This is a genomic window from Escherichia sp. E1V33 (genome assembly GCF_004211955.1).
GTDB lineage: Bacteria > Pseudomonadota > Gammaproteobacteria > Enterobacterales > Enterobacteriaceae > Escherichia.
This window is the reverse complement of the sequence record NZ_RHJI01000021.1, coordinates 93553-113293: the sequence shown is the minus strand read 5'-3', so window position 1 is coordinate 113293 and position 19741 is coordinate 93553. Positions and strand designations below refer to the sequence as shown.

General features: G+C 51.6%; 19 protein-coding genes. 10 read left to right on the top strand and 9 right to left on the bottom strand.

Translation table 11 applies throughout. The features are described 5' to 3' along the window. Nucleotide 1: 1 nt before the first annotated feature. From ppk1 to purM, 3 genes are all read right to left on the bottom strand, one after another. The gene (gene ppk1 / locus D9742_RS19095; protein ID WP_064526252.1) at nt 2-2068 is read right to left on the bottom strand and encodes a polyphosphate kinase 1; all 2067 of its coding nucleotides are present in this window, start codon (nt 2066-2068) and stop codon (nt 2-4) included. Between the two features lie 172 nt (nt 2069-2240). Beyond that, entirely contained in the window at nt 2241-2882 is a 642-nt protein-coding gene (gene purN, locus D9742_RS19090; RefSeq protein WP_130237902.1) for a phosphoribosylglycinamide formyltransferase, read from the bottom strand. Next, nucleotides 2882-3919, bottom strand: coding sequence for a phosphoribosylformylglycinamidine cyclo-ligase (gene purM, locus D9742_RS19085; protein WP_130237901.1), 1038 nt, complete (start codon nt 3917-3919; stop codon nt 2882-2884). Before purM ends, purN begins: the two co-directional genes overlap by 1 nt. 313 nt (nt 3920-4232) lie before the next feature. Here purM and upp point away from each other — a divergent pair, with 313 nt between their 5' ends. From upp to D9742_RS19070, 3 genes are all read left to right on the top strand, one after another. Beyond that, nucleotides 4233-4859 (top strand): uracil phosphoribosyltransferase, encoded by a 627-nt coding sequence (gene upp / locus D9742_RS19080; RefSeq protein ID WP_001295473.1) that lies wholly within the window; start codon nt 4233-4235, stop codon nt 4857-4859. Between the two features lie 88 nt (nt 4860-4947). Then, nucleotides 4948-6237 (top strand): uracil permease, encoded by a 1290-nt coding sequence (uraA, locus tag D9742_RS19075; RefSeq protein WP_054494643.1) that lies wholly within the window; start codon nt 4948-4950, stop codon nt 6235-6237. A gap of 95 nt (nt 6238-6332) precedes the next feature. Beyond that, on the top strand, nt 6333-7034 hold the full coding sequence (locus D9742_RS19070) for a DnaA inactivator Hda (protein ID WP_074399451.1): 702 nt from the start codon (nt 6333-6335) through the stop codon (nt 7032-7034). Between the two features lie 137 nt (nt 7035-7171). Here the strand turns inward: D9742_RS19070 and arsC are convergent, their stop codons facing one another. Together arsC and bepA are read right to left on the bottom strand one after the other, a co-directional pair. Then, nucleotides 7172-7531, bottom strand: coding sequence for an arsenate reductase (glutaredoxin) (gene arsC / locus D9742_RS19065; RefSeq protein ID WP_130214587.1), 360 nt, complete (start codon nt 7529-7531; stop codon nt 7172-7174). Between the two features lie 20 nt (nt 7532-7551). Next, the gene (gene bepA / locus D9742_RS19060; RefSeq protein WP_130237900.1) at nt 7552-9015 is read right to left on the bottom strand and encodes a beta-barrel assembly-enhancing protease; all 1464 of its coding nucleotides are present in this window, start codon (nt 9013-9015) and stop codon (nt 7552-7554) included. Between the two features lie 212 nt (nt 9016-9227). Here bepA and D9742_RS19055 point away from each other — a divergent pair, with 212 nt between their 5' ends. Beyond that, nucleotides 9228-10289, top strand: coding sequence for an AI-2E family transporter (locus tag D9742_RS19055; RefSeq protein WP_130237899.1), 1062 nt, complete (start codon nt 9228-9230; stop codon nt 10287-10289). A gap of 108 nt (nt 10290-10397) precedes the next feature. Here the strand turns inward: D9742_RS19055 and bcp are convergent, their stop codons facing one another. After that, the gene (gene bcp, locus D9742_RS19050) at nt 10398-10868 is read right to left on the bottom strand and encodes a thioredoxin-dependent thiol peroxidase (protein WP_130207453.1); all 471 of its coding nucleotides are present in this window, start codon (nt 10866-10868) and stop codon (nt 10398-10400) included. Further along, entirely contained in the window at nt 10868-11440 is a 573-nt protein-coding gene (locus tag D9742_RS19045; protein WP_130207451.1) for a glycine cleavage system transcriptional repressor, read from the bottom strand. The genes bcp and D9742_RS19045 overlap by 1 nt, the downstream gene beginning before the upstream one ends. 146 nt (nt 11441-11586) lie before the next feature. On the opposite strand from D9742_RS19045, the gene dapA reads away from it, so the two are divergent. The 6 genes from dapA (at nt 11587) to ypfH (ending at nt 18274) form a co-directional block, all read left to right on the top strand. Beyond that, the gene (gene dapA / locus D9742_RS19040; protein ID WP_130237898.1) at nt 11587-12465 is read left to right on the top strand and encodes a 4-hydroxy-tetrahydrodipicolinate synthase; all 879 of its coding nucleotides are present in this window, start codon (nt 11587-11589) and stop codon (nt 12463-12465) included. A 16-nt stretch (nt 12466-12481) separates the two neighbouring features. After that, nucleotides 12482-13516, top strand: coding sequence for an outer membrane protein assembly factor BamC (bamC, locus tag D9742_RS19035; RefSeq protein WP_130237897.1), 1035 nt, complete (start codon nt 12482-12484; stop codon nt 13514-13516). Between the two features lie 211 nt (nt 13517-13727). Continuing rightward, nucleotides 13728-14441, top strand: a complete 714-nt coding sequence (gene purC / locus D9742_RS19030; RefSeq protein ID WP_001295467.1) for a phosphoribosylaminoimidazolesuccinocarboxamide synthase — start codon at nt 13728-13730, stop codon at nt 14439-14441. A 167-nt stretch (nt 14442-14608) separates the two neighbouring features. After that, nucleotides 14609-15472, top strand: a complete 864-nt coding sequence (locus D9742_RS19025; RefSeq protein WP_130237896.1) for a neutral zinc metallopeptidase — start codon at nt 14609-14611, stop codon at nt 15470-15472. A gap of 14 nt (nt 15473-15486) precedes the next feature. Then, entirely contained in the window at nt 15487-17502 is a 2016-nt protein-coding gene (tmcA, locus tag D9742_RS19020) for a tRNA cytosine(34) acetyltransferase TmcA (RefSeq protein WP_130237895.1), read from the top strand. 73 nt (nt 17503-17575) lie between these two features. Further along, nucleotides 17576-18274 carry an esterase gene (gene ypfH / locus D9742_RS19015; protein WP_130237894.1) on the top strand — a complete coding sequence of 233 codons (699 nt, stop codon included), beginning with the start codon at nt 17576-17578 and terminating at the stop codon, nt 18272-18274. A gap of 108 nt (nt 18275-18382) precedes the next feature. On the opposite strand, the gene D9742_RS19010 is transcribed toward ypfH, so the two are convergent. Beyond that, nucleotides 18383-18583, bottom strand: coding sequence for a YpfN family protein (locus D9742_RS19010; RefSeq protein ID WP_000383836.1), 201 nt, complete (start codon nt 18581-18583; stop codon nt 18383-18385). A 27-nt stretch (nt 18584-18610) separates the two neighbouring features. Next, nucleotides 18611-19738, bottom strand: coding sequence for a succinyl-diaminopimelate desuccinylase (gene dapE, locus D9742_RS19005; protein ID WP_130214573.1), 1128 nt, complete (start codon nt 19736-19738; stop codon nt 18611-18613). Nucleotides 19739-19741: the final 3 nt, after the last annotated feature.

Below are 19741 nucleotides of genomic sequence, written 5' to 3'. Positions count from 1 at the left end.
GTTATTCTGGTTGTTCGAGTGATTTTATGTAGTCGTAGATCGCCAACTGCGCCCGAACTTTACGGCGATTACCGCGGGGAACGTAGCGATTACTGAGTTCTTTATCGATATAACGCGCTTTCACCGTATCGCTGAACAGAATTTCTACGATATCCAACACCCGCTGTTTCAGGCGCGGGTCGAGCAGCGGCGTAGCCACTTCAATACGATAATCAATATTGCGCGTCATCCAGTCGGCGGAAGAAAGGTAAACCTTTTTATCGCCACCATTTTCAAAAATATATACCCGGTCATGTTCAAGGTAACGGTCAACAATGCTGATAGCACGAATATTGTCGCTAATGCCTTCCAGATTGGGGATCAGCGAACACATCCCGCGTACCAGCAGATTCACCGGCACGCCGGAACTGGATGCCGCATACAGACGATCGACCAGTCCTTTATCGACCAGGTTATTCAGTTTCAGAGTAATACCGCTGGGCAGTCCTTGTTGTGCGTTGGCGATCTCGCGATCCACCATTTCATACAACAGACGGCGGGAGTTTTGCGGCGACACCATTAAATAATCAAATGTCACCGGACGGTATGGGTTTTCAATAAAGTTGAATACCCTCCGCACTTCGTTGGTGATACGCGCATCGGCGGTCAGCAGCGAATAGTCGGTATAAAGACGCGCAGTTTTTTCGTTAAAGTTCCCGGTCCCGATATGTGCGTAACGCACGACTTCACCGTTTTCTTTACGTGAAATCAGGAATAGTTTGGCGTGAATTTTCAGCCCCGGCGCCGAGAAGATCACATGCACGCCTGCTTCGGTGAGGCGCTTCGCCCAGTGAATGTTGGCTTCTTCGTCAAAACGCGCCTGTAGCTCAACCACCACGGTCACTTTCTTGCCGTTGTGCGCTGCGTGGATCATCGAGTCGATGATGCGTGAATCTTTTGCTACACGGTAAATGTTGATTTTAATAGCCAGCACGCTCGGGTCGAACGAGGCCTGACGCAACAGTTCCAGTACGTGCTCAAAGGTGTGATAAGGATAATAGAGCAGAACATCGCGTTCGCGAATGGCATCAAAACCGTTGCGGAACTGGGCTTTATCAAACCAGATATGGCGTAAACGCGGCAGTGGTTTGTTAACCAGATTCGCTTTGCCGACATTAGGGAAATTAATAAAGTCTTTAAAATTGTGGTAACGGCCGCCGGGGACGATAGAGTCGTAACGGGAAATAGTCAGTTTCTCACGCAACACTTCAACCAGCGCGTTAGGCATATCACGCTGATAAACAAAACGTACTGGTTCTGCGGTTAAACGCTGCTTGAGACTGGAAGACATCAGCTCCATCAGGCTGGCTTCCATCTCGTGTACTAAATCGTATTCGGCGTCGCGGGTCATCTTCATCGAATAGGCATTCAGCGCGTCATAATCAAAGAAGCCTTTGAAGATATCATCAAGGCAGTAACGCAGAATGTTATCCAGCAAAATCATTGGCTTGCGTCGGCGCGGTGCTTCCGGTGGCAAGTTCACAAAGCGCGGAACTTTATCCGATGGGATCTCCAGCAGCGCGTAACGGATTGTATCGCCACGAATAATCTCCACTGCCAGATAGGTATAATCATCTTTCAGAAACTGCACTAAGTCAGTGTCAGGATTGATTAAAATCGGCGTAATGTGCTGACGCAGATACTGCTTAAAATAATGTCGCAGCCAGTTTTGTTGATTAACGGAGAGCTGGCGTTCATTAATCAGGAAAATCTGGTTACGCGCCATCTCCAGTAACAGTTCATTGTAAAGGCCGTCGAATTCCTGATCGGCTTTCAGCACGCGGGATTGAATTTTGCCCAGCAAATGGCGGGAATGAGAGTTAGAACCTTGTTCTTCGCTAATAATGATACGTCGCTTCAGTTCAGCGAAACGAACTTTATAGAACTCATCAAGGTTATTGGAATAGATCCCAAGAAAACGCATCCTTTCAATCAGCGGGTTAGATTTGTCCGCCGCTTCCTGAAGCACGCGTTCATTGAACGATAACCAACTGAGCTCTTTCTCGATGTATAGCTTTTCCTGACCCATTACCACTTTTACTCCGTTTTATTCACGGGACACTGCCTGGATATTATGGCGAGCAATGTTGGCAGATGTCCAACTATGCCAGAAAAGGGGAAAAAAAACTGCTGAAGCCTGCGATTTACAGGAGAAATGAAAAGTGCCAGCAGTAGCGCTGGCGCTTTAAATATGCGGAAGATTACTCGTCGTCGGCGGCGTAGCCCTGCGGTGGAAGACGCTGATCGTCCAGCCACGCGGTGTTTTCATGCATCTTCAGACGACCATCAACAAACCAGCTAATGACCAGCGGGTAAATAGCGTGTTCCTGAGTTTGCACGCGAGCGGTGATTTCATCTTCCGTATCACCGGCAAAAACCGGAACTTTAGCCTGCAAAATCACCGGGCCGCCGTCCAGCTCATCGGTCACGAAATGCACCGATGTACCGTGTTCTTCATCGCCATTTTCCAGCGCCTGACGATGGGTATGCAAACCGGGATATTTCGGTAGCAGGGAAGGGTGAATGTTCAGCAAACGCCCGGCGTAGTGGGAAACAAACGCTGGGCTGAGAATGCGCATAAAACCGGCCAGAACTACCACATCGGGGGCGTACACGTCGATTTCGTGCATCAACTCCCGGTCATAGTCTTCCCGACTGTCAAATTGACTGGCAATAAGCGTATGCGCTGCAATACCCGCCTGGCGTGCGCGCTCAAGGCCGAACGCGTCGGCCTTATTGCTGAAAACTGCCCGTAGGGTGCCTTTAATTTTGTTGGTTTTGCAGGCATCAATAATTGCCTGCAAATTACTTCCGTTGCCGGAAATAAGCACCACAATATTCATTATTCGATAACCACGCGTTGTTCGGAATCAGATGCTTTGATGATACCGATTTTCCACGCGTTTTCACCGTTGGCATTGAGCAGGGCGAGAGCTTTGTCCACTTCCGGAGCAGGCAGGGCGATAACCATCCCTACGCCGCAGTTGAAGGTACGATACATTTCATGGCGGCTGACGTTGCCTGCCGTTTGCAGCCAGTTGAACACTTCCGGCCAATGCCAGGAGGATTCATCAATCACTGCCTGGGTATTTTCTGGTAATACGCGAGGAATGTTTTCCCAGAAACCGCCGCCGGTCAGGTGAGCAATGGCGTGAACATCAACCTTTTCAATCAATTCCAGCACGGACTTCACATAAATACGGGTTGGCGCCAGCAGATGGTCGGCTAAGGGTTTGCCGTCCAGCTCTGTAGTTTGCGGGTCGCAACCGCTGACTTCGAGAATTTTGCGTACCAGCGAGTAACCGTTCGAGTGTGGGCCGCTGGAGCCGAGTGCAATGAGCACATCGCCGTCGCTAACTTTAGATCCGTCGATGATTTCTGATTTTTCTACCACCCCAACACAGAAACCAGCAACATCATAATCTTCGCCGTGATACATCCCCGGCATTTCCGCTGTTTCGCCACCTACCAGCGAACAGCCTGATTGCAGGCAACCTTCGGCGATGCCGCTGATCACCGCTGAAGCGGTATCAACATCCAGTTTTCCGGTTGCGTAATAGTCGAGGAAAAACAGTGGTTCAGCGCCTTGTACCACCAGGTCATTAACGCACATGGCGACCAGATCGATACCAATGGTGTCGTGACGTTTTAAGTCCATGGCCAGACGCAGCTTGGTGCCTACACCGTCAGTGCCGGAAACCAGCACAGGTTCGCGATATTTTTGCGGCAATGCACACAGCGCACCGAAGCCGCCCAGACCGCCCATCACTTCCGGGCGACGCGTTTTCTTCACTACGCCTTTGATTCTGCCAACCAGAGCATTACCTGCGTCAATATCAACACCGGCATCTTTGTAGCTAAGAGAGGTTTTATCGGTCACTGCTTGGGTCCCCACGCGTTACTTGCGGTAGAAAAATAAAATTCGGCGCAATTCTAACAGGGAAAGCAAACGTTTGCGAGACTGCTTTACATAACCTTTTTCAGCCTACATGGCAGCGAAGTCGTGCATGGACAAAGGCAATGAATGATTGTTATGAGCGATATTTGTGATTAATAACTATTTGAATATAAAATAATTTATTATCTAATCGTTGTTGGTTTGTCTAAAGTCAACGAAAATAATATTGCCGCCCTAAAAAAAGGCGGTATAATCCGTCGATTTTTTTTGTGGCTGCCCTCAAAGGAGAAAGAGTATGAAGATCGTGGAAGTCAAACACCCACTCGTCAAACACAAGCTGGGACTGATGCGTGAGCAAGATATCAGTACCAAGCGCTTTCGCGAACTCGCTTCCGAAGTGGGTAGCCTGCTGACTTACGAAGCGACCGCCGACCTCGAAACAGAAAAAGTCACTATCGAAGGTTGGAACGGCCCGGTAGAAATCGACCAGATCAAAGGTAAGAAAATTACCGTGGTGCCGATCCTGCGTGCAGGCCTGGGGATGATGGACGGTGTGCTGGAAAACGTTCCGAGCGCGCGCATCAGCGTAGTCGGTATGTACCGTAATGAAGAAACGCTGGAGCCAGTACCGTACTTCCAGAAACTGGTGTCTAACATCGATGAGCGTATGGCGCTGATCGTAGACCCAATGCTGGCAACCGGTGGTTCTGTTATCGCGACCATCGACCTGCTGAAAAAAGCGGGCTGCAGCAGCATCAAAGTTCTGGTGCTGGTAGCTGCACCAGAAGGTATCGCTGCACTGGAAAAAGCGCACCCGGACGTTGAGCTGTATACCGCATCGATTGACCAGGGGCTGAATGAGCACGGATACATTATTCCGGGCCTCGGCGATGCCGGTGATAAAATCTTTGGTACGAAATAACGAATAAAAAATAATTAAAGCCGACTTTAAGAGTCGGCTTTTTTTTGAGTAAAGCGCCTATAACACATAATATACAGAGGATAATACTATGACGCGCCGTGCTATCGGGGTGAGTGAAAGACCGCCACTTTTACAGACAATCCCGCTTAGTTTACAACATTTGTTCGCCATGTTTGGTGCAACCGTCCTGGTCCCCGTCTTATTTCATATCAACCCGGCGACCGTACTGTTATTTAACGGTATCGGAACACTGCTGTATCTCTTCATCTGTAAAGGGAAAATCCCGGCTTATCTTGGTTCGAGCTTTGCCTTTATTTCTCCGGTGTTACTGCTGTTGCCGTTGGGTTATGAAGTCGCGTTGGGCGGCTTTATTATGTGCGGCGTGCTGTTCTGTCTGGTTTCTTTTATTGTGAAGAAAGCAGGGACTGGCTGGCTGGATGTGCTGTTTCCTCCAGCGGCAATGGGGGCAATCGTTGCTGTCATCGGTCTGGAGCTGGCGGGCGTGGCTGCTGGCATGGCAGGCTTACTCCCGGCTGAAGGGCAAACGCCAGATTCCAAAACCATCATCATCTCCATTACCACGCTGGCGGTTACGGTTTTAGGTTCCGTGCTGTTCCGGGGTTTCCTGGCAATTATCCCGATTTTAATTGGTGTGCTGGTGGGTTACGCGCTCTCCTTCGCAATGGGAATTGTTGATACTACGCCGATTATTAACGCTCACTGGTTTGCGCTGCCAACCCTCTATACACCGCGCTTTGAGTGGTTCGCCATTCTGACCATTCTGCCAGCGGCACTGGTGGTCATTGCCGAACACGTTGGGCATCTGGTGGTAACGGCGAACATCGTGAAAAAAGATCTGCTGCGCGATCCCGGTCTGCACCGTTCCATGTTCGCTAATGGTCTGTCGACCGTTATCTCCGGGTTCTTTGGTTCCACACCAAACACCACCTATGGGGAAAACATCGGTGTTATGGCTATCACCCGCGTCTACAGTACCTGGGTAATCGGTGGCGCGGCGATCTTCGCTATCCTGCTCTCCTGTGTTGGTAAACTGGCTGCTGCTATCCAGATGATCCCACTGCCGGTGATGGGCGGCGTTTCGCTGCTACTTTACGGTGTCATCGGCGCTTCTGGTATTCGTGTGCTTATTGAATCGAAAGTGGATTACAACAAAGCACAGAACCTGATCCTGACTTCCGTGATCCTGATCATCGGCGTCAGCGGCGCGAAGGTAAACATAGGTGCAGCAGAACTGAAAGGTATGGCGTTGGCGACCATCGTCGGCATTGGTTTAAGCCTGATCTTTAAATTGATTAGCGTGCTCCGCCCGGAAGAAGTGGTGTTGGATGCAGAAGATGCCGATATAACAGAAAAATAATGTAGCGGCCGGGCAGTAATGCTGCCCGGTTCAAACATGATGGAATTCTGTGGTAAACTGCTCGCGATTTTGTGAAATCCCTGGTTGAGGTATCTCTGAACACACCGGCACAGCTCTCTTTGCCACTTTATCTTCCTGACGACGAAACCTTTGCAAGTTTCTGGCCGGGGGATAACTCCTCTTTACTGGCCGCGATGAAAAACGTGCTGCGTCAGGAACATAGCGGTTACATCTATCTCTGGGCACGCGAAGGCGCGGGGCGCAGCCATCTGCTGCACGCGGCTTGCGCGGAATTGTCGCAGCGTGGCGATGCGGTAGGTTATGTCCCGCTGGATAAACGCACCTGGTTTGTTCCGGAAGTGCTCGATGGTATGGAACAACTGTCGCTAGTTTGCATCGACAATATTGAGTGTATTGCTGGCGATGAGTTGTGGGAGATGGCTATTTTCGATCTCTACAATCGGATTCTGGAGTCGGGTAAAACACGCTTGCTGATCACTGGCGATCGCCCGCCACGTCAGTTGAATCTGGGATTACCGGATCTCGCGTCACGTCTCGACTGGGGGCAGATCTACAAGCTGCAGCCGCTTTCAGATGAAGACAAATTGCAGGCTTTACAGTTACGCGCCCGTTTGCGTGGCTTTGAACTGCCGGAAGATGTGGGACGTTTCTTGCTGAAGCGGCTCGACAGAGAGATGCGCACGCTGTTTATGACGTTGGATCAGCTGGATCGTGCATCAATTACTGCACAACGTAAGTTGACCATTCCGTTTGTGAAAGAAATTCTAAAGCTGTAGACAAAACGTTTATTGTCGGATGCGGCGCGAACGCCTTATCCGACCCAGGCGAAGTGAATCCATTGTATTCGTAGGCCGGATAAGACGCGGCAAGCGTCGCATCCGGCAATGCGCTTCAGCTAGCGATGGGGCACATCTTATCCTACGATTTCCAGTACTTGCTCCGGTGGACGACCAATCCGCGCTTTGCCATTCGCGACCACAATCGGGCGTTCCATTAGCTTCGGATTATCCACCATCGCCTGAATCAGCACTTCTTCGCTAAGCGAACTGTCTGCAAGATTCAGCTCTTTATAAAGATCCTCTTTCTGGCGCATCAATTCACGGGCGCTATTCATACCCAACATTTTCAGCAAATTACGCAGCGTTGCCGCATCGGCTGGTGTCTCAAGGTAGAGCACCACTTCCGGCTCCACGCCGTTTTCTTTCAGCAGGTTCAGCGTTTCACGGCTCTTTGAGCAGCGTGGGTTGTGGTAGATTTTTACCTGTTTGGTCATTGTTCTTCCTTTAATGCAAATTACATCTTGGTATAAGGCTTAAAGCGTTCCTGCAACTGGCGCAACTGGTCGATGCGCGCATCGTAACGCGCTTGTTGTAGGCTGCCTAATTTCACTTGAGAACTTGCGCTACTTAACAGAGAAATGGCCTGGTCGAGTCGCCCGGCCAGTGCATAACCTTCTGCTCGCGCAGCCAGTTCCTGATCGCGGTTATTTAGCGCGGCTTCCGCCTGTGCCAGCAAATCCCAGCCATTGCTGTCATCTTTATTATTAAAAGTATAGCGATTCAGAATATTGGCCGCTTCCTGCGGTTGACCGCCTTGCAGATACGCGTTTGCCAGATTGAGCTGCAACACCGGACTGGTGCGTAAATCGCGGGCATTTTTCAGCCGATTGATCGCGTCATTGGCTTTGTGTTGCCCAAGGTCAATATCGGTTGCCAGATCGAGAAACCATGCATTAGCCGGTTCTGCCGCCAGTAATGGCTGAAGCGTTTTCCGTGCTTCATCGAACTTATTGGCTCCCATCGCCTGTAAAGCACGGCCATACTGTGCCGCCCGTTGCTGGCGAACATTGCCCTTCGCCCATTCATCCAGCAAATCGCTGGTGAGCTGATTACGTCCGGAATTGTACATCCCTAGAGTACGCGCTTTTGCCAGATAGAAATCTTCTGACGATTGCACCACCATCGGGCGCATCTGATTAGCACGGTTACGAGCATCAGCCAAACGGCTTTCCGGCAACGGGTGAGTCAGCAAAATTTCCGGTGGACGCGAAGAGTAGCGTGCCTGATCGAGCAATTTTTCGAGAAAGGTCGGCATCGCCTGCGGATCGAACCCCGAGCGTTGCAGCACCTGAATCCCAATGCGGTCTGCTTCCTGTTCGTTTTGCTGGGTGAAGCTGATCATTCCCTGGCGTGTTCCTGCCAGCGTACCGGTTAGCGCCGCCATTCCCGCCTGCGGGCTGGCCATCGCCAGCAAAATAGAACCTAACGCCCCGACCCAGGTCAGCGGTGCGCTACGTTGCTGATCTTCCATCGCTCGCGCCAGGTGACGCTGGGTGACGTGGGAGATTTCATGCGCCATAACCGAAGCCAATTGGCTTTCGTTATCGGAATAACGGAACAGGGCAGAATGCAGCACCACGTTGCCGCCAAAGAAAGCAAAGGCGTTAATTTCGTCGTTATTGATCAGAAAGAAATGGAATGGCGTCTTAACTGAATTGGCATGCGAAACCAGACGCATCCCCAGCGAGTTAATGTATTGCGTTAATAGCGGATCATTAATTAACGGCGCGCTGCCGCGTAATTGGCGAACGTAATAGTCGCCCATTTGCATTTCCTGACCAATGGAAAGCGTGCTTCCTGCGGAGGTTCCCATATCCGGCAAGGTGTCTGCGCTATCGGCAAACGCCGGGGCCACCTGACCGAGGGTCACAGCAGCAATGAGGGTAGCAACCAGGTTTTTTTTCAACTGCCTGAACATAACCTCTGTCCTGTATTTCTGGAGATAGTCATTTGACCGATACTGTGAAATATCGTTCCCACCGCGCCGTCTTTGAGTGTAACGGTGAAGACTAGCCCACTCAAATGACTTTTCAGTTTCCTGAATCCGTCATAAAAAGCGAAGTCTTTTTTGTGACATTTCGATACAATTGTGGATCGCAATCCCCCTCTTGAGGTTCAGGGAAGGTCTTTATGCTCGAAATGTTGATGCAATGGTATCGCCGCCGTTTTAGCGACCCGGAAGCGATTGCCTTGCTGGTTATTTTAGTTGCCGGTTTTGGCATTATCTTTTTCTTTAGTGGATTACTCGCGCCGTTGCTGGTGGCTATTGTGCTGGCCTATTTGCTGGAGTGGCCCACTGTGCGCCTGCAATCTATAGGCTGTTCCCGCCGTTGGGCGACGTCGATTGTGCTGGTCCTGTTTGTTGGCATCCTGCTACTGATGGCATTTGTGGTCATGCCTATCGCCTGGCAACAGGGCATTTATTTAATCCGCGATATGCCGGGCATGCTCAATAAGCTTTCTGATTTTGCCGCCACGTTGCCGCGCCGTTATCCGGCGTTGATGGATGCGGGCATTATTGATGCGATGGCTGAAAATATGCGTAGCCGGATGCTTACCATGGGCGATTCGGTGGTGAAAATCTCTCTCGCCTCGCTGGTCGGTTTGCTGACCATTGCCGTCTATCTGGTGCTGGTGCCATTGATGGTCTTCTTCCTGCTGAAAGACAAAGAGCAGATGCTGAACGCCGTTCGTCGGGTGCTGCCGCGCAACCGTGGACTGGCAGGACAGGTGTGGAAGGAGATGAATCAACAAATCACCAACTATATCCGTGGAAAGGTACTGGAGATGATCGTGGTGGGTATCGCCACCTGGCTGGGATTCTTACTCTTCGGGCTGAACTATTCGCTACTGCTGGCGGTGCTGGTCGGTTTCTCGGTGCTTATTCCGTACATTGGCGCATTTGTGGTGACCATTCCGGTGGTCGGCGTGGCGCTATTCCAGTTTGGCGCTGGCACCGAGTTCTGGAGCTGCTTCGCAGTGTATCTGATTATCCAGGCGCTGGACGGTAACTTACTCGTACCAGTGTTGTTCTCTGAAGCCGTTAACCTGCATCCGCTGGTGATTATTTTATCGGTGGTGATTTTCGGCGGGCTGTGGGGATTCTGGGGCGTATTCTTCGCTATCCCACTGGCGACGCTAATCAAAGCGGTAATCCATGCCTGGCCGGATGGTCAAATCGCTCAAGAGTAATCTTCAGCGAAAAGGGCCTTGAAACGAGCGTTGCAGGGCGCGATTTACATCACCGGATGTGAAATGTGCTGGCCGCAAGCGCAGCCAGCACGGAATGGAGCAAAGTAATCAGGCGTGTTCTTTTAGCCAGTTAAGCACTACGTCGTGGTGATTGCTGGTTTTGAAATCGTCAAATACGTGTTCGATTTTGCCGTTGGCATCGATCAGGAAGCTGATGCGGTGAATGCCATCGTAGGTTTTGCCCATGAAAGACTTCTCGCCCCAGACGCCGAATTGTTCGCATACCTGGTGGTCTTCATCGGACAAAAGCGTAAAGTTAAGCAGTTCTTTATCTGCGAAACGGGAAAGTTTTTCAGGTTTATCGGTGCTGATACCCAGCACATCAACGCCCGCTTTTTTTAACTCTTCCATGTTATCGCGTAAGCCGCAGGCCTGTACGGTACAGCCGGGGGTCATGGCTTTCGGGTAGAAATAAACCAGAACACGCTGTCCCTGGAAGTCGGTCAAATTAACTTGTTCTCCGTCTTGGTCCGGCAAGCTAAATTTCGGTGCGATGTCACCGGCTTTCAGTGGATTCATTAATTAACTCCATCCTGTTCATCATGTTGGGAATAGTTGACGACGTTAATACTGCCTTGCGCATTGAGTTCTGTACATAGTGCTTTGAAGGCTTGTTCAATATTTGCTGAGTCCGCAGATGCCGGGCTGTGGGCGGTGATCTGAATATGTAACTGTGCAGCCCGTTCATTTTCAGCAGGTTGCGTGCGTGACACCAGCTCTGCAATGTTCATATGGTGCGCGTCGAAAAGTGCTGTGAAGCGCTCAATTAAATGCGGGGAGTCCGCCACATCGACCTGAACCCAGACAGATGCGGGCATCGGTGGACGCGGACGAGCGGTCGTTCGTTTCATCACGATTAAAAGATCCAGCTCGGCGCCTTTCAACGGTAACGTTGATTCAATCAAGGTGATGGCGTTCCATGAACCGGAAAGCAGCATGATAAACGTGAACTCTTCTCCCAACATCGCCAGGCGACTGTCTTCGATATTACAGCCGCAACTACTGACATGACGAGTGATGGTATTCACAATTCCTGGGCGATCGGCACCCAGCGCAGTGATCACCAGATAATGTTGCGATGACAGTGTCAAACTGGTTATTCCTTTAAGGGGGTGAGATGTTCCTAAGGAAAGCATAAAAAAAACATGCATACAACAATCAGAACGGTTCTGTTTGCTTGCTTTTAATGCCATACCAAACGTACCATTGAGACACTTGTTTGCACAGAGGATGGCCCATGTTCACGGGAAGTATTGTCGCGATTGTTACTCCGATGGATGAAAAAGGTAATGTCTGTCGGGCTAGCTTAAAAAAACTGATTGATTATCATGTCGCCAGCGGTACTTCGGCGATCGTTTCTGTTGGCACTACTGGCGAGTCTGCCACCCTGAACCATGACGAGCATGGCGATGTGGTGATGATGACGCTGGAGCTGGCTGACGGGCGCATTCCGGTGATTGCTGGAACCGGCGCTAACGCTACCGCAGAAGCCATTAGCCTGACGCAGCGTTTCAATAACAGCGGTATCGTCGGCTGCCTGACGGTGACCCCTTACTACAACCGTCCGTCGCAGGAAGGCCTGTATCAGCATTTCAAAGCCATCGCTGAACATACTGACCTGCCGCAAATTCTGTATAATGTGCCGTCCCGTACTGGCTGCGATCTGCTACCAGAAACGGTGGGCCGTCTGGCGAAAGTGAAAAATATTGTCGGAATCAAAGAAGCAACAGGGAACTTAACGCGGGTAAACCAGATCAAAGAGCTGGTTACAGACGATTTTGTTCTGCTGAGCGGCGATGATGCGAGCGCGCTGGACTTCATGCAGTTAGGCGGTCATGGCGTAATTTCCGTTACGGCTAACGTCGCAGCGCGAGATATGGCCCAGATGTGCAAACTGGCGGCAGAAGGGCATTTTGCCGAGGCACGCGTTATTAATCAGCGTCTGATGCCATTACACAACAAACTATTTGTCGAACCCAATCCAATCCCGGTGAAATGGGCATGTAAGGAACTGGGTCTTGTGGCGACCGATACGCTGCGCCTGCCAATGACGCCAATCACCGACAGTGGTCGTGAGACGGTCAGAGCGGCGCTTAAGCATGCCGGTTTGCTGTAAAGTTTAGGGAGATTTGATGGCTTACTCTGTACAAAAGTCGCGCCTGGCAAAGGTTGCGGGTGTTTCGCTTGTTCTTTTACTCGCAGCCTGTAGTTCGGACTCACGTTATAAGCGTCAGGTGAGCGGCGATGAAGCCTACCTGGAAGCGGCACCGCTTGCAGAACTTCACGCCCCGGCAGGAATGATTTTGCCGGTGACCTCCGGCGACTATGCGATTCCGGTAACTAACGGTAGTGGCGCAGTTGGTAAAGCGTTAGATATTCGTCCGCCAGCGCAGCCGCTGGCACTGGTTTCAGGCGCGCGTACTCAGTTCACGGGTGATACCGCTTCGCTGCTGGTGGAAAATGGTCGTGGTGCAACGTTGTGGCCACAGGTCGTTAGCGTTCTGCAGGCGAAAAACTATACCATTACCCAACGCGATGATGCCGGTCAGACGCTGACCACTGATTGGGTACAATGGAACCGTCTGGACGAAGACGAGCAGTATCGTGGTCGTTATCAAATCTCTGTTAAACCGCAGGGTTATCAGCAGGCGGTAACGGTGAAATTGCTGAACCTGGAGCAGGCCGGCAAGCCGGTTGCAGATGCAGCGTCTATGCAGCGTTACAGCGCTGAGATGATGAACGTCATTTCCGCTGGTCTGGATAAATCCGTCACCGACGCGGCTAATGCGGCGCAAAATCGTGCTTCCACAACAATGGATGTACAAAGCGCCGCTGACGACACTGGTTTACCGATGCTGGTCGTGCGTGGTCCGTTCAACGTAGTATGGCAACGTCTGCCTGCAGCGCTGGAAAAAGTGGGCATGAAAGTGACCGACAGCACTCGTTCACAGGGCAGCATGGCCGTAACTTACAAGCCACTGTCTGACAGCGACTGGCAGGAACTGGGCGCCCGAGATCCTGAACTGGCATCCGGCGACTACAAACTGCAGGTTGGCGATTTAGATAACCGCAGCAGCTTACAGTTTATTGATCCAAAAGGTCATACGCTGACACAAAGCCAAAACGACGCACTGGTATCTGTCTTCCAGGCTGCGTTTAGCAAGTAAAAATACAGGGCTGGAGTCATCCGGCCCTTTTTTCTGATATGATACGCAAACGTGTGCGTCAGCAGAAAAACGCGATTTTAGCGTTAATTCGCACGAAATTTGTTTGTCAGCGTAGGTCGGTTAAGGCGTTCACGGCGCATCCGGCAAAACGACAGGCACACCAGACAGCAAAAGATTTTAAAACGTTAATTCACACCCAGGAGTGATAAAGATGCAAAAGCAAGCTGAGTTGTATCGTGGTAAAGCGAAAACCGTATACAGCACGGAAAACCCGGACCTGTTGGTGCTCGAATTCCGCAATGATACGTCAGCAGGGGATGGCGCGCGCATTGAGCAGTTTGATCGTAAAGGTATGGTGAACAACAAGTTCAACTACTTCATTATGAGCAAACTGGCTGAAGCGGGTATCCCGACTCAAATGGAGCGTCTGCTCTCTGATACCGAATGTCTGGTGAAAAAACTGGATATGGTGCCGGTTGAGTGTGTCGTGCGTAACCGTGCTGCTGGCTCTCTGGTGAAACGTCTTGGAATCGAAGAAGGTATTGAGCTGAACCCGCCGCTGTTCGATCTGTTCCTGAAAAACGACGCCATGCACGATCCGATGGTCAACGAATCTTACTGCGAAACCTTTGGCTGGGTAAGCAAAGAGAACCTGGCACGCATGAAAGAGCTGACCTACAAAGCGAACGACGTGCTGAAAAAACTGTTCGACGATGCCGGTCTGATTCTGGTCGATTTCAAGCTGGAGTTTGGTCTGTACAAAGGCGAAGTGGTACTGGGCGACGAGTTCTCCCCGGACGGTAGCCGCCTTTGGGACAAAGAAACGCTGGAGAAAATGGACAAAGACCGTTTCCGCCAGAGCCTCGGTGGCTTGATCGAAGCCTATGAAGCCGTCGCCCGCCGTCTGGGTGTTCAGCTGGACTGATTTTTCTGTTCACCATCTTGCCGTGCTGCTGGCACGGCAAGATGACAGCTCTTGTTAGACATGAATTGAACGCTCATTCCTCCATCATTTCCTCCCGCTTTCCTGTGGTAATCTTCCTCTGAACCACCTACGATCATTCCTATAATGAATATATTGTTGAGGTATCTATGCGCTGGCAAGGGCGTCGTGAAAGTGACAATGTTGAAGACAGGCGAAACAGCTCCGGTGGTCCGTCAATGGGCGGTCCCGGTTTTCGCTTACCAACCGGTAAAGGTGGGTTAATTTTATTAGTGGTTGTGTTGGTCGCTGGCTACTATGGTGTTGATTTAACTGGATTGATGACCGGACAGCCCATTTCACAACAGCAATCAACGCGTTCAATTAGCCCAAATGAAGACGAAGCGGCAAAATTCACTTCGGTGATTCTGGCAACCACGGAAGACACCTGGGGACAGCAATTCGAGAAGATGGGTAAGACCTATCAGCAGCCGAAGCTGGTGATGTATCGTGGAATGACTCGCACCGGTTGCGGGGCGGGGCAGTCCATTATGGGACCGTTTTATTGCCCGGCGGATGGCACGGTCTATATCGATCTCTCCTTCTATGATGACATGAAAGACAAACTGGGCGCGGATGGTGATTTTGCTCAAGGGTACGTGATTGCCCATGAAGTCGGTCATCACGTGCAGAAACTGTTAGGTATCGAGCCGAAAGTCCGTCAGCTGCAACAAAACGCGACGCAAGCGGAAGTCAACCGCTTATCTGTGCGTATGGAACTCCAGGCCGACTGCTTTGCCGGTGTCTGGGGGCATAGCATGCAGCAGCAAGGCGTTCTGGAAACCGGCGATCTGGAAGAGGCGCTGAACGCGGCGCAGGCCATCGGCGATGACCGTTTACAACAGCAAAGTCAGGGACAGGTGGTGCCAGACAGCTTTACCCATGGTACATCTCAGCAACGCTACAGCTGGTTTAAACGTGGTTTCGACAGCGGCGATCCGGCACAATGCAATACTTTCGGTAAAAGCATTTAACTTCCGGGGCAGGGATGGCTGAACTGACTGCGCTTTACACATTAACAGCGCAAATGAAACGCGAAGGGATTCGCCGCTTGTTGGTGTTGAGCGGCGAAGGAAGCTGGTGCGGTGATCATGCGCTTAAGTTGCGTGACGTCTTACCGGGCGATTGGCTGTGGGTTTCGCCACAGCCAGCTTCTGAAAACCACTGTACGCCATCAGCACTGCAAACGTTACTTGGGCGCGAGTTTCAGCATGCGGTATTCGACGCCCGCCAGGGCTTTGATGCCGCCGCTTTTGCGGCACTTAGCGGAACGCTGAAAGCGGGAAGCTGGCTGGTGGTGTTGTTCCCCGCATGGGAAGAATGGGAAAACCATCCTGATGTCGATTCGCTGCGCTGGAGTGATTGCCCTGGTCCTGTCGCGACTCCGCATTTTGTCCAACATCTCAAACGTGTACTTGCGGCAGATAACAACGCTATCCTCTGGCGACAAAATCAGCCGTTCAAGTTGGCTCATTTTGCTCCTCGTTCAGACTGGCGCCCTGCTACTGGCGAGCCGCAATCAGAACAACAGCACATATTACAGCAACTGCTGACCATGCCGCCGGGCGTGACAGCGGTAACTGCTGCGCGCGGGCGCGGTAAGTCGGCGCTGGCGGGGCAACTCATTTCTCGTATTGCTGGCAGTGCGATTGTTACAGCACCTGCGAAGGCTGCAACGGATGTGCTGGCGCAGTTTGCGGGCGAGAAGTATCGCTTTGTGGCGCCAGATGCCTTATTAGCCAGTGATGAAAAAGCCGACTGGCTGGTGGTTGACGAAGCAGCAGCTATTCCTGCTCCACTGTTGCATCAGCTGGTATCGCGTTTCTCACGTACCTTGTTAACTACAACGGTACAGGGCTATGAAGGCACCGGACGAGGATTCTTGCTGAAATTTTGCGCTCGTTTTCCGCGTCTTCACCGTTTTGAATTGCAACAGCCGATCCGCTGGGCGCAGGGCTGTCCACTGGAAAAAATAGTCAGTGAAGCACTGGTTTTTGACGACGAAAACTTCACTCCCGAACCACAAGGTGACATCGTCATTTCCGCTTTTGAACAGGCCTTATGGCGAAGCGATCCGGATACACCGTTAAAGGTATATCAGCTATTGTCTGGTGCGCATTACCGGACATCACCGCTGGATTTACGCCGGATGATGGATGCACCAGGGCAACATTTTTTACAGGCGGCTTGCGAAAACGAGATCGCCGGGGCGCTGTGGCTGGTGGATGAGGGCGGGCTACCGGAAGAACTCAGTCAGGCGGTATGGGCGGGTTATCGTCGCCCACGGGGCAATCTGGTGGCACAGTCGTTGGCGGCACATGGTGGCAATCCACTGGCGGCGACGTTGTACGGGCGACGTGTCAGCCGGATTGCAGTCCATCCGGCGCGTCAGCGCGAAGGCATTGGGCAACAGCTTATTGCCAGCGCTTTGCAATATACGCATGGCCTCGACTACCTTTCGGTCAGCTTTGGCTACACCGAGGAATTATGGCGTTTCTGGCAACGATGCGGATTTGTGTTGGTGCGGATGGGCAATCATCGCGAAGCCAGTAGCGGCTGTTACACGGCGATGGCGTTGTTACCGATTAGTGAAGCGGGTAAGCAACTGGCAGAACGTGAGCATTTTCGTTTACGCCGCGATGCGCAAATTCTCGCGCAGTGGAATGGCGAAACTATTCCAGTCGATCCGCTTAACGATGTCGTGGTTACTGATGGCGACTGGCTGGAACTGGCTGGTTTTGCTTTCGCTCATCGTCCGCTTTTAACGTCGTTAGGCTGTTTAATGCGTCTGCTGCAAATCAGTGAACTGACATTACCAGCGCTGCGTGGGCGCTTGCAGAAAAACGTCAGCGACGCGCAGTTATGTACCACACTTAAACTTTCGGGTCGTAAGGCGCTGTTGGCCCGTCAGCGTGAAGAGGCGGCACAGGCGCTATTCGCACTTGATGATGCCCGTGCTGAACGCCTGCGCGATCGCATAACGCAATGGCAATTTTTTCACTGACTCCTTCAATTTTATCTCATGGTCATTGTGAGTCAGCGGCGTAAAATTAATGACATCAGTTAAGGAGTTCGCCATGAAACATGACCATTTTGTTGTTCAAAGCCCGGATAAACCTGCGCAACAGTTGTTACTGCTTTTTCACGGTGTCGGCGATAACCCGGTAGCGATGGGGGAGATCGGCAGTTGGTTTGCACCGCTATTCCCGGATGCGCTGGTGGTGAGTGTCGGTGGCGCGGAGCCGAGCGGTAATCCGGCGGGGCGCCAGTGGTTTTCGGTGCAGGGCATAACGGAAGAAAACCGCCAGGCGCGCGTGGATGCCATCATGCCGACCTTTATTGAGACGGTGCGCTACTGGCAGAAACAGAGCGGAGTAGCGGCTAACGCCACGGCGCTAATCGGTTTCTCACAAGGCGCGATTATGGCGCTGGAGAGCATTAAAGCCGAACCGGGCCTTGCCTCACGCGTCATTGCCTTTAACGGACGCTATGCGAGCCTGCCGGAAACCGCGTCTACAGCCACGACAATTCACCTGATTCATGGCGGTGAAGATCCGGTTATCGATCTGGCGCATGCAGTTGCGGCGCAGGAAGCGTTAATCAGTGCCGGTGGTGACGTGACGCTGGATATCGTGGAGGATTTAGGCCATGCGATCGACAATCGCAGTATGCAATTTGCCCTGGATCACTTGCGTTATACCATTCCGAAACATTATTTCGACGAAGCGCTAAGCGGCGGTAAGCCTGGCGATGATGATGTGATTGAAATGATGTAATAACAGCCGCGTAGGCCTGATAAGACGCGTGAGCGTCGCATCAGGCATCGTTCACCATTGCCGGATGCGGCGTGAACGCCTTATCCGGCCTGCGGTTGAGCGCCCAGCTTACTTCTTCGGTTGATCCTTCTTCGGCCAGTCGTCATCATCGTCCCACTTATCGTTGAAATCACGATGCGGGGGAAGCTCCGGCTTGTTGGCGAGAAATTTCTTATGGTCGACGCGCTTGAGATCTTTAATCACGTTCAGCAGGACGCCCACCAAAAAGACAATCACCAGAATCCACCAATATTTAGCCAGCCAGTCCATGCTTATTTCCTCTTACAGAACGACTCATCAGGCGACGAGCTGTTCCATGATACGTTGATACATACGGGCAAGTAGCTGCAGGTCGGCAGCATTCACACATTCATTAATTTTATGAATGGTAGCATTGACCGGCCCGAGTTCCACTACCTGCGCCCCCATGCGAGCAATAAAGCGCCCGTCGGACGTTCCGCCTGTAGTCAGTAGCTGCGGTTTAATTTCATTATAGTGCTCAACGGCGTTAACCACCGCATCCACCAGTTTACCGCGCGCTGTCAAAAATGGCTGACCAGAAAGCCACCAGTCGACGGTGTAGCGCAGCTGATATTTCTCCAGCAAGGCAAGCACCTGCGCTTTGATCATTTCGTCGGTCAATTCAGTACTGAAACGGAAGTTAAACTGCACAAACAGTTCACCCGGAATAACATTGTTACTGCCGGTTCCCGCTTGAATATTGGCAATCTGCATACTGGTTGCCGGGAAAAATTCATTCCCCTGATCCCATTCAATAGCCACTAACTCATTGAGGAATGGCGCAGCACGATGTACCGGGTTATCTGCCAGATGCGGATAGGCCACATGCCCCTGCACGCCATGAATGGTGAGATTACAGGTTAACGATCCGCGACGACCATTTTTCACTACATCGCCAACCACTTCGATACTTGACGGCTCACCGACCAGGCAGTAATCCAGCCGTTCATTACGCGCCATTAAAGCTTCGACTACTTTGACCGTGCCATTATGGGCGCTGGCTTCTTCGTCTGAGGTGATCAGAAACGCCAGTCGGCCTTTATGGTTTGGATGTTGTGCGACAAAACGTTCTGCTGCCACCACCATTGCCGCCAGCGAGCCTTTCATATCAGCTGCGCCACGCCCGAACAACATGCCATCGCGAATGGTCGGCTCAAATGGTGGGTTGATCCAACGGTCGGCATCGCCAGGGGGGACTACGTCAGTATGTCCGGCAAAGGCCAATGTTTCTCCTTGCCCACGCCACGCCCAAAAATTCTGCGTATCCGCAAAATCCATGCGTTCAATGGTAAAACCGATTGCCTGCAGACGGTCGATCATGATTGCCTGACATCCTGCATCATCAGGACTTAAGGATGGGCGGCGAATAAGCTGCTGTGTCAGCTCAATAACCGGACACGACATAGA

Bases quoted from the DNA above. Each gene is read 5' to 3' on its own strand.
- ppk1 (WP_064526252.1), bottom strand. From the start codon at position 2,068: ATGGGTCAGGAAAAGCTATACATCGAGAAAGAGCTCAGTTGGTTATCG.
- purN (WP_130237902.1), bottom strand. From the start codon at position 2,882: ATGAATATTGTGGTGCTTATTTCCGGCAACGGAAGTAATTTGCAGGCA.
- upp (WP_001295473.1), top strand. From the start codon at position 4,233: ATGAAGATCGTGGAAGTCAAACACCCACTCGTCAAACACAAGCTGGGA.
- uraA (WP_054494643.1), top strand. From the start codon at position 4,948: ATGACGCGCCGTGCTATCGGGGTGAGTGAAAGACCGCCACTTTTACAG.
- arsC (WP_130214587.1), bottom strand. From the start codon at position 7,531: ATGACCAAACAGGTAAAAATCTACCACAACCCACGCTGCTCAAAGAGC.
- bepA (WP_130237900.1), bottom strand. From the start codon at position 9,015: ATGTTCAGGCAGTTGAAAAAAAACCTGGTTGCTACCCTCATTGCTGCT.
- D9742_RS19055 (WP_130237899.1), top strand. From the start codon at position 9,228: ATGCTCGAAATGTTGATGCAATGGTATCGCCGCCGTTTTAGCGACCCG.
- bcp (WP_130207453.1), bottom strand. From the start codon at position 10,868: ATGAATCCACTGAAAGCCGGTGACATCGCACCGAAATTTAGCTTGCCG.
- dapA (WP_130237898.1), top strand. From the start codon at position 11,587: ATGTTCACGGGAAGTATTGTCGCGATTGTTACTCCGATGGATGAAAAA.
- bamC (WP_130237897.1), top strand. From the start codon at position 12,482: ATGGCTTACTCTGTACAAAAGTCGCGCCTGGCAAAGGTTGCGGGTGTT.
- purC (WP_001295467.1), top strand. From the start codon at position 13,728: ATGCAAAAGCAAGCTGAGTTGTATCGTGGTAAAGCGAAAACCGTATAC.
- D9742_RS19025 (WP_130237896.1), top strand. From the start codon at position 14,609: ATGCGCTGGCAAGGGCGTCGTGAAAGTGACAATGTTGAAGACAGGCGA.
- tmcA (WP_130237895.1), top strand. From the start codon at position 15,487: ATGGCTGAACTGACTGCGCTTTACACATTAACAGCGCAAATGAAACGC.
- ypfH (WP_130237894.1), top strand. From the start codon at position 17,576: ATGAAACATGACCATTTTGTTGTTCAAAGCCCGGATAAACCTGCGCAA.
- D9742_RS19010 (WP_000383836.1), bottom strand. From the start codon at position 18,583: ATGGACTGGCTGGCTAAATATTGGTGGATTCTGGTGATTGTCTTTTTG.
- dapE (WP_130214573.1), bottom strand. From the start codon at position 19,738: ATGTCGTGTCCGGTTATTGAGCTGACACAGCAGCTTATTCGCCGCCCA.